Annotated in this window: 14 protein-coding genes; 10 read left to right on the top strand and 4 right to left on the bottom strand. The window is 74.6% G+C overall.

Annotation, left to right across the window (positions count from 1 at the left end; translation table 11 throughout):
- The first annotated feature begins 40 nt into the window (after window positions 1–40).
- The 6 genes from ACFYPD_RS24805 to ACFYPD_RS24780 all read left to right on the top strand — a co-directional run bounded on the left by ACFYPD_RS24805 (window position 41) and on the right by ACFYPD_RS24780 (window position 5,303).
- A complete protein-coding gene (locus ACFYPD_RS24805; protein WP_387117904.1) occupies window positions 41–496 on the top strand; it encodes an SRPBCC family protein in 456 nt (151 codons plus the stop codon).
- Window positions 497–537: 41 nt separating this feature from the next.
- Entirely contained in the window at window positions 538–1,191 is a 654-nt protein-coding gene (locus ACFYPD_RS24800; protein WP_387117901.1) for a hypothetical protein, read from the top strand.
- Between the two features lie 62 nt (window positions 1,192–1,253).
- The gene (locus ACFYPD_RS24795; protein ID WP_387117898.1) at window positions 1,254–2,210 is read left to right on the top strand and encodes an ROK family glucokinase; all 957 of its coding nucleotides are present in this window, start codon (window positions 1,254–1,256) and stop codon (window positions 2,208–2,210) included.
- Between the two features lies 1 nt (window position 2,211).
- Complete coding sequence (locus tag ACFYPD_RS24790; RefSeq protein ID WP_387117895.1) at window positions 2,212–2,913, top strand: endonuclease/exonuclease/phosphatase family protein; 702 nt, start codon at window positions 2,212–2,214, stop codon at window positions 2,911–2,913.
- A gap of 106 nt (window positions 2,914–3,019) precedes the next feature.
- Window positions 3,020–4,423 carry a flavin-containing monooxygenase gene (locus tag ACFYPD_RS24785; protein WP_387117892.1) on the top strand — a complete coding sequence of 468 codons (1,404 nt, stop codon included), beginning with the start codon at window positions 3,020–3,022 and terminating at the stop codon, window positions 4,421–4,423.
- A 55-nt stretch (window positions 4,424–4,478) separates the two neighbouring features.
- Window positions 4,479–5,303: an alpha/beta hydrolase gene (locus ACFYPD_RS24780; RefSeq protein ID WP_387117889.1), complete on the top strand. Its 825-nt coding sequence runs from the start codon at window positions 4,479–4,481 to the stop codon at window positions 5,301–5,303.
- Between the two features lie 13 nt (window positions 5,304–5,316).
- Here ACFYPD_RS24780 and ACFYPD_RS24775 read toward each other — a convergent pair whose 3' ends face one another.
- Both ACFYPD_RS24775 and ACFYPD_RS24770 read right to left on the bottom strand, forming a co-directional pair.
- Window positions 5,317–6,735 carry a trehalose-6-phosphate synthase gene (locus ACFYPD_RS24775; protein ID WP_387117886.1) on the bottom strand — a complete coding sequence of 473 codons (1,419 nt, stop codon included), beginning with the start codon at window positions 6,733–6,735 and terminating at the stop codon, window positions 5,317–5,319.
- 174 nt (window positions 6,736–6,909) lie between these two features.
- Window positions 6,910–7,755, bottom strand: a complete 846-nt coding sequence (locus ACFYPD_RS24770) for a DUF308 domain-containing protein (RefSeq protein ID WP_387117883.1) — start codon at window positions 7,753–7,755, stop codon at window positions 6,910–6,912.
- 197 nt (window positions 7,756–7,952) lie between these two features.
- Between ACFYPD_RS24770 and ACFYPD_RS24765 the strand changes: the two genes are divergently transcribed.
- Entirely contained in the window at window positions 7,953–8,645 is a 693-nt protein-coding gene (locus ACFYPD_RS24765; protein WP_387117881.1) for a lysophospholipid acyltransferase family protein, read from the top strand.
- A gap of 19 nt (window positions 8,646–8,664) precedes the next feature.
- Here the strand turns inward: ACFYPD_RS24765 and ACFYPD_RS24760 are convergent, their stop codons facing one another.
- Entirely contained in the window at window positions 8,665–12,219 is a 3,555-nt protein-coding gene (locus ACFYPD_RS24760; protein ID WP_387118136.1) for an ATP-binding protein, read from the bottom strand.
- Between the two features lie 199 nt (window positions 12,220–12,418).
- Between ACFYPD_RS24760 and ACFYPD_RS24755 the strand changes: the two genes are divergently transcribed.
- Window positions 12,419–12,631: a hypothetical protein gene (locus tag ACFYPD_RS24755; RefSeq protein WP_387117878.1), complete on the top strand. Its 213-nt coding sequence runs from the start codon at window positions 12,419–12,421 to the stop codon at window positions 12,629–12,631.
- A gap of 108 nt (window positions 12,632–12,739) precedes the next feature.
- Here ACFYPD_RS24755 and ACFYPD_RS24750 read toward each other — a convergent pair whose 3' ends face one another.
- A complete protein-coding gene (locus ACFYPD_RS24750; protein ID WP_387117875.1) occupies window positions 12,740–13,432 on the bottom strand; it encodes a Crp/Fnr family transcriptional regulator in 693 nt (230 codons plus the stop codon).
- Between the two features lie 247 nt (window positions 13,433–13,679).
- Here ACFYPD_RS24750 and ACFYPD_RS24745 point away from each other — a divergent pair, with 247 nt between their 5' ends.
- Window positions 13,680–14,177, top strand: coding sequence for a polyadenylate-specific 3'-exoribonuclease AS (locus tag ACFYPD_RS24745; protein ID WP_387118133.1), 498 nt, complete (start codon window positions 13,680–13,682; stop codon window positions 14,175–14,177).
- 69 nt (window positions 14,178–14,246) lie between these two features.
- Window positions 14,247–14,750 (top strand): pyridoxamine 5'-phosphate oxidase family protein, encoded by a 504-nt coding sequence (locus ACFYPD_RS24740; RefSeq protein WP_387117872.1) that lies wholly within the window; start codon window positions 14,247–14,249, stop codon window positions 14,748–14,750.
- Window positions 14,751–14,765 lie beyond the last annotated feature (15 nt).

Below are 14,765 nucleotides of genomic sequence, written 5' to 3'. Positions count from 1 at the left end.
AGCGGCGCGCGCCGGTCCGCCGCCGGGTAGCCTCCCCCCCATGGCGGACTCCTCCACCCAGTCGATCGTCGTCGGCGCGTCACCGGACCGGGTGGCGGCGGTCATCTGCGACTTCGCCCGCTATCCCGAGTGGGCCGAGGCGGTGCGGCGGGCCGAGGTGATCGAGGAGTACGAGGACGGTTACGGCAGCCAGGTCCGGTTCACCATCGACGCGGGCGTGATGGCCGACGAGTACGTGCTGGCCTACGAGTACGCCGAGGACATCTCCCGGATCGAGTGGCGCCTGGTGGCGCCGTCGAAGATGCAGAAGTCCCAGCGCGGGTCGTACGACCTCGTCGACAACCCGGACGGAACGACCACGGTGACCTACACCCTCGAGGTGGAGCTGTCCGTGGGGATGCTCGGCATGTTTCGCCGCAAGGCCGAGAAGATGATCATGGATGCAGCGTTGAAGCAGCTCAAGCGCCGGGTAGAAGCACTCGGTGCGGCCCACTGACCCGACCGTCGTCCCGGTTGTCACGGTGAAGGAGCCGAACCATGGGCACCACTGATCCGGGTTCGGCCCGGGAAGAGGCCGAGCGCCTCGTCGCCATGCTGCTGGCCAGCGCGAAGCTGGCCGCCGCCACGCCGGGCTCCGGTCCCTGGGGCCCGCTCGGCGGGATCCTCTCGGGTGTCCTCGGTCACACCCCGGGCGGCGCCGGCACGGGTGGCGGCTCGCCCGCCGCGCCCGGCGCCGGCGCGCGTTTCGCCACCGGCTCGCCGGAATGCTGCGTCTGCCCGGTCTGCCGGGGTATCGCGGCGTTGCGCGATCCGAGTCCGGAATTCGCCGAGCGGCTCGCCACCGGCGCCGGCGATCTGGCCGCCGGAGTGGCCAGCCTGCTGCGCGCGTTCACCCCGGCGGAGCCGGCCGGGCCGGGTGCCCCCACGGCGACGGGCGGGTCCGACGGGGCGGCCGCCGGACCGGCGACGGGGGATCACGTGTGGCGCGAGGCGACCCGTACCGGGCATGATTCTCAGCCGGCACCCGAGCAGGACGTGTGGTCCGCCGCCACCCGGGGGGAGGGCGCACCCGCCGATGCCGACGGGTGCGACGTGCCGGCGCCGAGCCGGCGGCCGGCCGGCCGTCCCGTGGTGCCCGCCTCGCGGGCGTCCGGCGAGGTGGGCGAGGACGCACCAGGCGACGGGGCCTGACCACCGGACATCCCGGGATCGCACGGCCGGTTCGGCCGCGCCGGGCAGCACAGCAGAGGGGAGTGGCAGCGGTGACGCTGACCATCGGAGTCGACGTCGGTGGCACGAAGGTGGCCGGCGGTGTCGTGGACGACACCGGCAAGGTTCTCGTGCAGGCCCGACGGGACACCCCCGCCGACGACGTGGCCAAGACCCGCGACGTCATCACCGAGCTGGTCACCGAACTGGCCACCGGCCGGACCGTCGACGCGGTCGGCATCGGCGCGGCCGGCTGGATCGACGCCTCCCGCTCCACCGTGCTCTTCGCCCCCAACCTCGCCTGGCGGGATGAGCCGCTGCGCGAGTACGTCAGCAACGCCACCGGCCTGCCGGTGATCGTGGAGAACGACGGCAACGTCGCGGCCTGGGCGGAGTTCCGCTACGGCGCGGCCCGGCACGCCGACGACTCGATGGTCATGTTCACCATCGGCACCGGGGTGGGCGGCGGGATCGTGCTCGGCGGCGAGCTGGTCCGCGGGGCCCACGGCATCGCGGCCGAGCTGGGGCACATGCTCACCGTGCCGGACGGCCACCAGTGCGGCTGCGGCCGGCTGGGCTGCATCGAGCAGTACGCCAGTGGCAGCGCCCTGGTCCGCTTCGCCCGCGCCGCCGCCCGCCAGGAGCCGCACCGGGCCACCGCCCTGCTGGAGCTGGCCGGTGGCGAGGCCGAGGGGATCACCGGGCCGATGGTGACCGCCGCCGCGAAGGGCGGCGACCCGGTCTCCGCCGAGGCGTTCGCCCAGGTCGGCCGCTGGCTCGGCACCAGCCTCGCCGACATGGCGCAGATCCTCGACCCGCAGGTGCTGGTGGTCGGCGGTGGCGTGATCGACGCCGGAGACCTGCTGCTCGGCCCGACCCGCCGGTCGTTCACCGACGCCCTGGCCCAGCGCAGCCGCCTGCCCGTCGCCGAGGTGCGCCCGGCCGAGCTGGGCAACACCGCCGGCGTCATCGGCGCCGCCGACCTGGCCCGGCGGATCTGACGTGCCGGCAGCCGGCGTGCCGCTGCGGGTCGTGTCCTACAACATCCACAGCCAGCGGGACGACACCGCGGCGCTGGCCGAGGTGGTCCGGGAGGCCGCGCCCGACGTGGTGGTCGTCCAGGAGGGGCTGCGGCGGTTCCGGTGGCGGCAGAAGTGCGCCACGCTGGCCGACTCGTTCGGGCTGGTCGTCGCGGCCGGTGGCCTGCCGTCGCTGGGCAACGTGCTGCTGACCAGCCTGCGCGTCCGGGTGACGGCCACCCGCTGCCAGCGCTACCCGCTGACCCCGGGGCGGCACCTGCGCGGCGCCGCGTACGCCGAGTGCCTCGTGGGTGGCACCCGGTTCCTGCTGGCCGGCTCCCACCTCTCCACCGACCCGGCGGAGCGGCCCGCCCAGGCGGCCGCGTTCAAGCGGGAACTGGCCGCCGCGACGCTGCCCGTGGTGGCGGGCGCCGACCTGAACGAGGGGCCGGACGGGGCGGCCTGGCGGACCGTCGCGGAGGGACTGACCGACGCGGCGGTGGCCGCGGACCGGGCCGACCGGCAGACCTTCTCCTGCGCCGACCCGCGGCGGCGCATCGACGCCCTCTTCGTCGACCCGCGGATCATCGTGGTCGACTACGACGTGGTCGACACCCCGCGTACCCGCCGGGCCAGCGACCACTTCCCGGTCCTGGTCGACCTGCTGCTGCCCGCCGGCGACTGAGCCCCCGCCCGCCGCGATCCGCCCGTGGGGGCTGGACAACGGCGGGCATTGTCGGCAGGATTTCGCACCGACCCGGCACTCGTGCCGCACAAAAGGAGATTCCCCGGTGTCCTCCTCCACCGACCTCGGCCGTCCCGATCCGGACCCGACGGTCGCCCCGACCCGGGACGGCCGCCCGGTCTCCGACCGGGGCGACACCGTCTGCGTCATCGGCGCCGGGGCCAGCGGCCTGACCGCCGTGAAGAACCTCCGCGAGGCCGGCTTCGGCGTGGACTGCTACGAGCGGGAGACCGGCGTCGGCGGCGCGTGGAACTGGCGGCACGACCGCAGCCCGGTCTACGCCAGCACGCACCTCATCTCGTCCCGGCCGTTCACCCAGTTCCCCGACTTCCCGATGCCGGACGACTGGCCGGACTACCCGCACCACGCCCAGCTGCTGTCCTACTTCGAGCGCTACGCCGACCACTTCGACCTGCGCCAGCACGTCTGGTTCGGCACCGAGGTGGTCCGGGTGGAGCCGGTCGAGGGGGACCGCTGGGACGTCACCACCCGCAGCACCGGCGGCTACGGCCCGGAGCGCACCTCCCGCTACGCGGCCGTGGTGCTGGCCAACGGGCACAACTGGTCGCCGAAGCTGCCCCGCTACGAAGGGCTGGAGCAGTTCCGCGGCGAGGTCATGCACGCCTCGTCCTACAAGGACCCGGCCCAGCTGCGCGGCAAACGGGTGCTGGTGGTCGGTGCCGGCAACACCGGCTGCGACATCGCGGTCGAGGCGGCCCAGCAGGCGTCCCGCTGCTGGCACTCCACCCGCCGCGGCTACTGGTACGCCCCGAAGTACGTCTTCGGCCGTCCCGCCGACCAGGTCAACGACACCCTGCTGGCGCTGCGGGTGCCGCTGCGGGTGCGGCAGTGGCTCTACCACTGGACGCTGCGGCTCACCGTCGGCGACCTGACCCGGTTCGGCCTGCCCCGGCCCGACCACCGGGTCTACGAGACCCACCCGATCGCCAACAGCCAGCTCGTCTACTACGTGGGCCACGGGGAGATCACCCCGGTGCCGGACGTCGCGCGGTTCGGCGACCGCACCGTCGAGCTGGCCGACGGCCGCGAGATCGACCCCGAGCTGGTCGTCTTCGCCACCGGCTACCTGCCGCGCTTCGAGTTCCTGGAGGGTCAGGTGCTCGGCGACGCGGACGGCTCGGGCCGGCCCCGGCTCTGGCTGAACGCGTTCGCGGCCGGCCACCCCACCCTGGCCGTGGTGGGCCTGGTGCAGCCGGACTCCGGCATCTTCCCCATCTCGCACTGGCAGAGCGTGCTCTTCGCCCGGCTGCTCACGCTGCGCACCACCCGCCCGGACCGGGCCGCCGCGTTCGGCCGCCGGGTCGCCGCCGGCCTCGGCGAGCGGTACTCGGGCCGGGTGAAGGACAGCACCCGGCACTGGTTCGAGGTCGGCCACGCCGACTACCTGCGCGCGCTCCAGCGGGCGCTCCACGACCTGGAGGACAAGTGAGCGCGAGGAACGCAGCGCAGCGTGGTCCCGCAGTCGCGAACGACAGGCCGGCTCAGTGACTGCCGAGCGGGTGCGGGTCGTCCGGGGTGGGGAGTGGGCCCGTCCGGAGCGTCGGGCCCGCCGCGAGGTCGTCGCCGCGGTGCCCGAGCTGGACCAGGCGAAGCCACCCCTGCTGTTCGTGCCCGGGTTCGGGCACGGGGCGTGGGCGTTCGCCGAGCACTGGCTGGGGCACGCCGCCGGCCGCGGCTTCCCGGCGTACGCGCTGAGCCTGCGCGGGCACGGCGGCAGCGAGCCGGCGCCGGGGGCGACGCTGCGGTCGTACACCCATGACGTGGTCCAGGCGGCGGCGAGCCTGCCGCGGCAGGCGGTGCTGGTGGGGCACGGCGCCGGCGCCCGGGTGGTGGCGCACGCCCTGGCCCGCTACCCGGCCCGGGCGGCGGTGCTGGTGGCGCCGGTGCTCGGCGGCTGGGGCACCTTCGGCACGGCGCTGCGCCGCAACCCCGCCGGCACCGTGCCCGCGGTGTTCGGCGCCGGCCTGCGCCTGAACCGCCGGCAGCTGTTCAGCCGGGAGCTGCCCGACGCCGAGGCCCGCCGGCACCTCGCCCGGCTGGGCCGGGCCGGCCGCCGGGCACAGTGGCAGCTGCTCACCGGGCGGCAGCCGGAGCCGGCGGTGGGCCGCCCGCCGGTGCTGGTGCTCGGCAGCCCCGACGACCGGGTGGTGCCGGCGGCCGCGTTGACGCGGGCGGCCCGCCGCTACGCCTCCGCCCCGCTGCTGTTTCCCGGCATGGGGCACGACCTGATGCTCGACGCCCGCTGGCGGGAGCCGGTCGACGCGATCCTCGACTGGCTGGACAAGGACCCGGCGCCCGCCCTCGGGTGAGCGGCGGCGCGGGTCACTCGGTGCCGGCGACCCGGGTGACCAGCGACCCGCTCTCGTCCAGGGCGCGCAGGTAGGACCGGGCCCAGGCATGGATGTCGTTGCGGCCCAGGTGCTCCCGCATGGCCCGCATCCGGGCCGCCACGTCCTCGGGCGCGGCCCGCAGGGCGGCCAGCAGCGCGGCCTTGAGCCCGTCCAGGTCGTGCGGGTTGACCAGGTACGCCTGCGCCAGCTCGGCGGCTGCCCCGGCGAACTCGCTGAGCAGCAGCGCGCCGGTGCCGTCGACCCGGGCGGCCACGTACTCCTTGGCCACCAGGTTCATCCCGTCCCGCAGCGGGGTCACCGCCATCACGTCGGCGACCCGGTAGAGGGCGACCAGCTCGGTGCGGTCGAAGGGCTGGCTGAGGTAGTGGATCGCCGGCTCGCCGACCCGGCCGAACTCACCGTTGATCCGGCCGACCTGGTGCTCCACCCGGTCACGGAGGATCTGGTACTGGGCCACCCGGTCCCGGGTGGGCACCACCACCTGCACCAGCACGGTGTCCCGGACCTTGACGTCCCCGCTGCTCAGCAGCTCGTGGTAGGCCTTGAGCCGCTGCTCGATGCCCTTCGTGTAGTCCATCCGGTCGACGCTGAGGATGACGCGCTCCGGGTCGCCGAGATCCTGGCGCAGCCGCCGGGCCCGGTCGGCGACGTCCGGCCGGGCGGCGAGCGCGCCCAGCTCGGCGGCGTCGATCGACACCGGGAAGGCGCCGATCCGGACCACCCGGTCGCCGACGCCGATCCGCCGGTCGGTGGCGGGCAGGTCGAGCACCTTCGTCGCGAGCTGGGCGAAGTTGTGCGCGGCCTGGGCCCGCTGGAAGCCGATCAGGTCGGCGCCGAGCATCCCGCGCAGCAGCTCGGCGCGGCGGGGGAGCTGCATGAACAGCTCCGGCGGCGGGAACGGCACGTGCAGGAAGAAGCCGATCCGCAGGTCGGGGCGGAGGTCGCGGAGCAGCCCCGGCACGAGCTGGAGGTGGTAGTCCTGCACCCAGACCAGCCCGTCGGGCTCGGCCACCTCGGCGGCGGCCTCGGCGAACCGCTGGTTGACCCGCTGGTACGCCTCCCACCAGCGCCGGTGGTACTCGGGCTGCTCGACGGCGTCGTGGTAGAGCGGCCAGAGGGTGGCGTTGGCGAAGCCCTCGTAGTGGTCGCGGAAGTCCTCGCCGTTGAGCGCGACGGCGCGCATCCGGACCCCGTCCACGTCGGGCAGGTGCGGGGCCGGGCCGGTGCCGCCGGCCCAGCCCACCCAGGTCGCCGGGATGTGCCGGAGCAGGGGGTGCAGGGCGTTCATCAGGCCGCCGGGGCTGCGGCGCCACTCGAAGGCGCCATCCGGCGCCACACTGTCGTCGATGGGAAGGCGGTTGGCGACCACCACGAGGGGACTCTGTCGCATCTCGGGCATTCCGATCAGCAGAGGACCGACCACCGGAGGAGGCGCCCAACCCGGACAGCCGGTGCGGGAAGTGACGTTCAGCGGTATTCCTACTGACAGTAAGTTACACCCCTGTTACGTCGCCGGCCCGGTACGCGGGTGTCCCGGCATCCGGGCGCGGGTTGCCCGCCCGGGTCAGACGACCGCGCCGTCGTCCGGGTCGTGCTCGTCGGAGTCGCCGGGGCGCAGCCGCCAGATCAGCATCACGAAGCCGGCCAGGATGCCGGTGAAGCCGAACAGGGTCACCACCGACGGGTCGACCGCCGACAGCACGGTGGGCGACAGGAAGAGCAGGAACCCGACCACGATGCAGAGCACACCCAGCACCGCGTACTTCGAGAAGCGCGGCAGCGGCGGCGGCGGTGGCGGGGTGAAGTGCTCCTCGTCCGCGTCGCCGGGCAGGTCGGCGCCGAAGGTGTCCAGGCCGTCCAGGAGCGAGGGCTCGTCCTGCCGCCCGCGGCTCAGCGAGATGCCGGAGACGTCCGCCGCGTAGGGCAGCCGCCGCACGTCGGTGGCGGTCGGGCCGGCGGTCTCCTCGGCGCGGCCCGGGGCGCCGCCGCCCGGGGTGGTCGGGTCCACCGGCTCGTCGACGTCCTCGGCGGCCGGCCAGGGGTGGCTCCCGGCGCTCGGTGCGGTGTGGAAACCGGCGACGATCTTCGCCCACTCGGCCTCGATGTCCGGCTCGTCGTCGCGGGCCGGCTCGCGGCGCTCCTCGTCGCTGAGCTGGGTGAGGTAGTCGCGGGCGGTGGTCAGGTGGGAGCGGTCGACGTAGAGCCGGTCGATCGGGCGGGACGGGACGGTGGTGGTGCGGGTCACCGGGTTGAGGTCGGCCGAGGGCTGGAGGTAGGCGGCGATGCCGCCCGCGGCGAGCACGTCGAGCAGGTGCTCCCCGACGCGCGGATCGACGTCGCCCGCGACCGCGTACTCGGCCGCGTCGAGCCCGTTGTCCCGTCGTCCCCGACGGGGCCCGCCCCCTGACACCGGTCACCCCCTTCGCCGCATCGTCGTGCCCTGAATCCTGACACGTCGGGACCCGGTTCCGGGAGTGCGTTGTGGCGTGCCGCTCCCTGTTCGTACGCTCTTCCCCGACAGTCCCGCTCGCCGACGGCGCCCCGGGGCACGGTCCCGGCGGCCCCGGCGATCGTGGCCCGTCACCGCTCCCGCCTGGAAGGACCCCGGTGCTGTACTGGCTGCTGAAGTACATCATCCTCGGCCCGCTGCTGAGGTTGATCTTCCGCCCGCAGGTGGAGGGGCTGGAGAACGTCCCGGAGGCCGGCCCGGTGATCCTGGCCAGCAACCACCTCTCGTTCTCGGACTCGATCTTCACCCCGCTGATCGTCAAGCGAAAAGTTACATTCATCGCGAAAGCCGAATACTTCACCGGCAAGGGCCTCAAGGGCTGGCTGACCAAGATGTTCTTCGTCGGCTCCGGCACCATCCCGGTCGACCGCTCCGGCGGGCGGGCGGCCCGCGCCGCCCTGGACACCCAGCTCGGGGTGCTGCGCTCCGGGGGCATCGCGGGCATCTATCCGGAGGGCACCCGCTCGCCGGACGGCCGGCTCTACCGGGGCAAGACCGGTGTGGCCCGGCTCGCCCTGGAGAGCGGCGCCCTCGTGGTGCCGATGGCCATGCTCAACTCCGACGCCATCCAGCCGACCGGTCAGATCATCCCCAACCTGGGCCGGGTGCGGATCCGCTTCGGCGCCCCGCTCGACTTCTCCCGCTACGCCGGGATGTCCGGCGACCGGTTCGTCGAGCGCGCCGTCACCGACGAGATCATGTACGAACTGATGGAACTCTCCGGCCGCGAGTACGTGGACATGTACGCGCAGAAGGCGAAGACCCGGCCCCGGGAGCCGGTGCCCGCCTGAGCCGCCCGCGCGGCGCGGTTCAGCAGGCCACCGCGGGGCCGGCGTCCGGCACCGGGCGGCGGGCCAGGACCAGCAGCCCGGGCGCCTCGTTGCGCTGGGCGAATGCCCGCACCTCCGCCAGCGGGGCGGTCTCCGGGTCCCCGGCCAGCCCCAGCTCGCCGGCGGCCAGGGCGAGGGCCAGCATCCGGTCGGTCACGTCCGGGATTCCGGCGTAGATCTCCGCGCCGGCCAGGTGCAGCTCGGCCGCCCGGCGGTGGTCACCGTCGGCCGCCGCGACCGCACCGGTGACCGTCCGCAGCGCCGCCTCCGACCAGGGCGTGCGATGGTCGAGCCGGTCCAGCATGGCCCGGACCCGCACGGCCGCGTCCCGGCCGGCCAGGGCGGCGGCGTACCCGGCCGCGGCGATCCACTCGCCGCTGGCCAGTGCGGGCACCGCCGACCAGGCCTCCGCCAGCTCGTCGACCAGGTCCGCCGCCTCCTCGGCCCGGTCCTGCAGCGCCCGGCACAGCGCCGCCATGCCGAGCATGGTCCAGTGCGGCCGGTGGAATCCGCTCCGCCGCGCGCTGTCCAGCGCGGCGGCCACGTCGTCCCGGTGCCGCGGCGCCGCCACGCCGTCGCGCGGGGCGGGCCGGGGCGCCGGCGGCACCGGCTGCCCGCGCAGCACCAGCAGGCAGGAGCGCAGCCCGCGCACCTGCATGTCCCAGCCGCCGGTCGGGGTGTCCACGAACGCGTCCGCGGCGGTGATCACCCGGCCGAAGTCCCCGTCGAAGTAGGCCCGCATGGCCTCGCCGGAGTAGCTGGTGGTCAGCGTCTGCCCGCTCGCCGTCCGGGCCGGCGCGGTGGTGAGCAGCGCGTCCGAGCGCAACCAGTCGCCCTCCTCGCGGACCGCGTACGCGAGGTTCTGCACCGCCCGGTGCAGGGCGAGCAGCTGCTGGTCCCGGCTGTATTCCACGAGGGCGTGCAGGTCGTCCAGGCCGGACCGGTCGCCCGCCTGGTAGCGGGCGGTGGCGGCGGTGATCCGGGCGTTGGTCCGGGTCTCCGACAGCCCCAGCCGCTCGCCGATCTCCGCCGCGGTCTCGGCGGCGGCGACCGCCGCGTCCCGCTCGTAGTTGAGCATGTGCAGCCGGCCCAGCTCGGCGTACGCGTCGGCCTTCTGCGGGCTGTCCGGCAGCGGCTCGAACAGCGCCACCGCCCGGTCCAGGCAGGCCACCGCCGCGCTCCGGTCGGCGCGCAGCCAGGCCGCCTGACCGAGCAGGGTCCAGGCCCGCGCCGCGCAGGCCTCGTCGCCGTGCGCGAGCAGCCGGTCGGCGAGCGCGTGCAGCTGCTCCGGCCCGCCGCCGGAGAGGAACGCGTTGCCGTCGCGGTAGAACGAGATCTCGGTGCTGAGCAGCTCCAGCTGGAGTCGGCCCACCGGGTCGCTGTCGTCGGCCAGGCCGAGCGCCCGGCCGGCGTGCGCCGCCGCCGCGTCCAGCCCGTGCAGGGCGTACGCCCGGCGGGCCGCCCGGTGCAGCGCGGCCCGCGCCGCGCCGGCGTAGCGGTGGGTGTCCATGCCGAGGGTGCGGGCGATCTCGTGGGCCGCCCAGCGGTGGTGGGCGAGCACCTCGGCCAGGTCGGTGTCCCGGGTGTGCGAGAGGGCGTCCAGCCAGTCCGCGGTCCGCTCGTGCCGGGCCACCCGCTCGGTCCGGGGCAGCCGCTGGTAGCAGACGTCCCGCACCAGCACGTGCCGGAACCGGAACTCCGGCTGCCCGGCCATCGTCGACGCCGCCTGCTCGTGCACGAAGTCGCGCTGCTCCAGCCGACGCAGCGCCCGTTCCACCGCCTCGACGGGCTGGCCCAGCGCGGCGGCCACCGCGCCCGGCCAGAACTGCACGCCCACCACCGAGGCGGCCAGCAGCACCGCCCGGTCCTTGGCGTCGAGCAGGTCGACCCGGTTGGCGATGACCGCGTGGACGCTCTCCGGCATGGGCAGGTCGAGGTGCTTCTCCAGCGACCAGCCGCGCCCGGACTGGCGCAGCGCGCCCTGCTCGATGAGCATCCGCACGTACTCGTGGGCGTAGAGCGGGTTGCCGCCGGCCACCTCGACCAGCGGGGTGAGCATCTCGGCGGGGAACGCGGCCTGGCCGAACATGTGCGCGTAGAGCGAGGCGATGCCGGTGTCCCGCAGCGGGGGCAGGGTGATGGTGACCGAGCCGGTGATCGTCCCCGCCCAGCTCGGGTCCCGGTCGACCAGCTCCGGGCGGGCGGTGCAGAGCAGCAGCAGCGGCACGTCCCGGGCGGCGCTGCCGAGCAGCTCGACGAAGCGCAGCATCGCGTCGTCGGCCCAGTGCAGGTCCTCGAAGACCAGCACGGTGGGGCGCCGGGCCGCCAGCGCCACGAGGAACCGCCGCCAGGCCGACTCGGCCTCCTCGGCGGGCAGGGCGGTGCCGGTGAGCCCGACCAGCGGGCGCAGCGCGTCGACCAGGCGGTCCCGCTCGGCCGGGCCGGCCAGCTCGGTGACCGCGGCGGTGAGCCGCTGGGCGGCGGTCGACGCCGGGTCGGTGTCGAGGATGCCGGCCTCGGTCTTCACGATGTCGGCCAGCGCGGCGAAGGTGACGTTCTCGCCGAACGGCGGGCACCGCCCGGTACGCCAGGTCAGCGGCTCGTCGACCAGCCGCCCGGCGTGCCGGTGCAGCTCCCGGATGAGCCGGCTCTTGCCCAGCCCGGCCCGGCCGAAGACGGTCACCACCTGGGGCAGCCGGTCCCGCAGCGAGCGGTGCAGCGCGTTGACCAGCAGGCCCAGCTCGTGCTCGCGGTCGATCAGCGGGGTGGTGTCGGGCTCGCGGTCGGTGGGCTGCCGGCGTACCGGGGCCAGGGCCAGCCAGACCTCGGTGGGGGAGGAGCGGCCGCGCAGGGTGACCGCGGGCTGCTCCTCGTAGCGGATGGCGTCCTTGGTGAGCGCGTGCGTGGCGCCGCAGACCAGCACCCCGCCGGGCGGGGCCACCGACTGCATCCGGGACGCCGTGTTGACCACGTCGCCGGCCACGATGGCCTGCCCGCCGTCGCGGGCGGCGGCCACGTCCACCAGCGCCTCGCCGGTGGCCACCCCGACCCGGAAGCGCAGCTCGTCGTGGCCGCTCGGGGCGAACCGGGTGAGCACCCGTTGCAGCTCCAGCCCGGCCCGTACGCAGCGCAGCGCGTCGGTCTCGGTGGCCACCGGTGCGCCGAAGAGCGCCATCACGGCGTCGCCGATGTACTTCTCCACCACCCCGCCGTACTGCCCGACGACCCGCTTTGCGGCGGAGAAGAAGCCGGTCTGCATGCCGCGGACCTGCTCCGGGTCGGCCCGCTCGACGTACGGGGTGAAGTCGATCAGGTCGACGAAGAGCACGCTGACCCGGCGGCGGTCCTCCTGCGGCGTCGGCACCGGCTGCCTGGCCCCGGCGCGGGGCGCGCCGCACGAGGTGCAGAACGTCACGTCGGTGGCGAGCGGGCGCAGGCAGTGTGGGCAGACGGCACCCAGCTCGGCGCCGCAGCCACCGCAGAAGCGGTCGCCGTCGGTCGCGGTACGTCCACAACGGTCACACTGCGCGGAGATGTCAGGCCTCCACTGGATCTTCCGGCCGGTCCCGGCCGGGCGCCGTCCCCCGCGGCGTCACGGTGAGTATCCCGCCCGGCGGCAGTGTCAGGTACCGGGCTGTTGGCTTGTGGACACTCGTCCGGGCGGCCGGGAGGGCCGTCAGGCGATTAGATTCATGCCGCCGGACGACGACGACCGCGATCGAGGGGGACCAACCATGGTGTACGTGAAGCTGGAGAGCGACTGGACCGACGGCGACGGCGTCGCCCACGCGGCGGGCGAGTCCGTCGACGTGGACGCGGCCACCCTCGCCACCCTCCAGGCCGAGGGCATCGTCAGCGAGGGCTCCGGCGGCGGCAAGGACACCAGCGAGTGGGCCGGCCCGGGCAGCACCACCGCGTGGGCGGGGCCGGGCAGCGCCGGCGTCTGAGCCGGTCGGAGACGACGAAGGGCCGGGGCGTGGCGCCCCGGCCCTTTCGGCGTGTCCGTCAGCCGACGGCGGCGCCCCGGCCCGTGGCCGGGCGCCGCGTGCGTGCCGTCAGCGGTCGTTCATGCCGGCGCGGCGGCGCAGCGCGGCCACGTCGGTGACCACGATCCGGCGCCCCTCGGTGCGCAGCCAGCCCCGGCTGGCGAAGGAGCCGATGGCCTGGTTGACGCTCTGCCGCGAGCCGCCGGCCATCTCGGCGAGCTGGCTCTGGTTGAGCTCGATGGTGATCATCGGGGCCTGGCTCTCGCCGGCCAGCCGGACCAGCGTCTTGGCCACCCGGCCGGGGAGGTCGAGGAAGACGTGGTCGGCGTTCTGTTCGGTGAGCCGCCGGATCAGCTGTCCGAGGGAGCGCATCACCGCGTCGAGGATGCGCGGGTTGGAGTGCACCAGCTCCATGAAGGCCGGCCGGGACAGCGCCAGCGCGGCGGAGTCCTCGATCGCCTCGGCCGACGCCGACCGGGTCGAGGCGTCCAACAGGGAGACCTCGCCCAGCACGTCCGGCGGCCGGATGACCGACAGCACCGCGCGCTCGCCGGTCGGGGCGGTGCGGAACACCGCCACCGCGCCGCGGCGCAGCACGATCAGCGACTCGCCGGGGTCGTTCTCGACGAACAGCAACTGACCCTTGCGGTACGTCCGCGGCACCGCCGCGGCGATGACCCGCTGCCGCACCTCCGGCTCCAGCCCGGCGAACATCTCGACGCCCGTGAGCGCGTCACCCGGCTCCGGCAGGCGCATCTCCACGGCCCAACCCCTCCCCGGTCAAGGACCACAACTCGCACACCGGGTGAACCTGTTCATCCCCGGCACGAGGCATCTCAACCGGTTCGGCGTCCGGTAGCGGTACACATCAGATCATGACGGTCCCGTCGCGTGCTGTACACCCCTGGAGACACTTCCGTGACCGTCCCCAGCTGCGGTGGCGCGCCGTCGCAGCTCGGCGCGGGCCCCGGCGACCGGCGGGTGACGGCGGTGGGCGAGGATGGTGCCGATGGTCTACCGCTACTTCTACGACTGCGAGTTCATCGAGGACGGCCGGATCGTCGACCTCGTGTCGATCGGCGTCGTCGACGAGTACGGCCGCGAGTTCTACGCGGTCTCCACCGAGTTCGACGACTCCCGGGCGGTGCCCTGGGTGCGCCGCAACGTCCTGGACAAGCTCCCCTCGCCGGCCGACCGGGCCTGGCGGTCCCGGGAGCGGATCCGCGACGACCTCCACGAGTTCCTGCTGGCGCCGGTCCGGGACCGGCCGGGGGAGCAGCTGGAGCTCTGGGCCTGGTACGCGGCGTACGACCACGTCGTGCTGGCCCAGCTCTGGGGCGCGATGCCGGCGCTGCCCCGGGAGATCCCGCGGTTCACCAAGGAGCTGCGCCAGCTCTGGGACGACCGGGGCCGGCCGCGGCTGCCGGAGGCCGACGCGGACCGGCATGACGCGCTGGTCGACGCCCGGCACAACCTGGCCCGCTGGCGGGCCATGACCGCCAGGTGACCTGTCGGCAGGTTTGACCGTTTCTGTCCCGGGCACGGTTCGCATCGAACCGATCGCGAGGGAGGGCGCATGAGCCAGCAGCCGACCAGCGCCGAGGAGGGCCGCCGCCGGGTCACCGAGCTGATCCGGGACGCGCGCATCTGCCTGCTGACCACCACCGCAGTCGACGGGCGGCTGGTCAGCCGCCCGATGGGACTCCAGGAGGCCGAGTTCGACGGCGACCTGTGGTTCTTCGCGTACGCGGACTCCGCGAAGGTCCGCCAGATCCGGGTCAACCCGCAGGTCAACGTCGGCTTCTCCGACCAGCGGCACCACGCCTGGGTGTCGGTGGCCGGCACCGCCGTCGAGCAGTGGGACCGGGCCCGGGCCGAGCGGCTGTGGCACCCGCTGCTGAAGACCTGGTTCCCGGACGGGCTGGACACCCCGGGCATCACGCTGATCAGGGTGCACGCCGGCTCGGCCGAGTACTGGGACGCGCCGGGCAACAGGGTGGTCAATCTGCTCGGCCTCGCCCGGGCGGCGGTCACCGGGCAGCCGCCGACGGCGGGGGAGAACCGCGAGGTCAGCTACTGAACGGTAGCCGGTCCG

The organism is Micromonospora sp. NPDC005299, assembly GCF_042872345.1.
In the GTDB taxonomy this organism is placed as follows: domain Bacteria; phylum Actinomycetota; class Actinomycetes; order Mycobacteriales; family Micromonosporaceae; genus Micromonospora.
This window is presented reverse-complemented; position numbering and strand designations above follow the sequence as displayed.

Excerpts from the sequence above, each read along its gene's own strand:
- ACFYPD_RS24805 (WP_387117904.1), top strand. The coding sequence starts at position 41 with ATGGCGGACTCCTCCACCCAGTCGATCGTCGTCGGCGCGTCACCGGAC.
- ACFYPD_RS24800 (WP_387117901.1), top strand. The coding sequence starts at position 538 with ATGGGCACCACTGATCCGGGTTCGGCCCGGGAAGAGGCCGAGCGCCTC.
- ACFYPD_RS24775 (WP_387117886.1), bottom strand. The coding sequence starts at position 6,735 with ATGCGACAGAGTCCCCTCGTGGTGGTCGCCAACCGCCTTCCCATCGAC.
- ACFYPD_RS24755 (WP_387117878.1), top strand. The coding sequence starts at position 12,419 with ATGGTGTACGTGAAGCTGGAGAGCGACTGGACCGACGGCGACGGCGTC.
- ACFYPD_RS24745 (WP_387118133.1), top strand. The coding sequence starts at position 13,680 with ATGGTCTACCGCTACTTCTACGACTGCGAGTTCATCGAGGACGGCCGG.
- ACFYPD_RS24740 (WP_387117872.1), top strand. The coding sequence starts at position 14,247 with ATGAGCCAGCAGCCGACCAGCGCCGAGGAGGGCCGCCGCCGGGTCACC.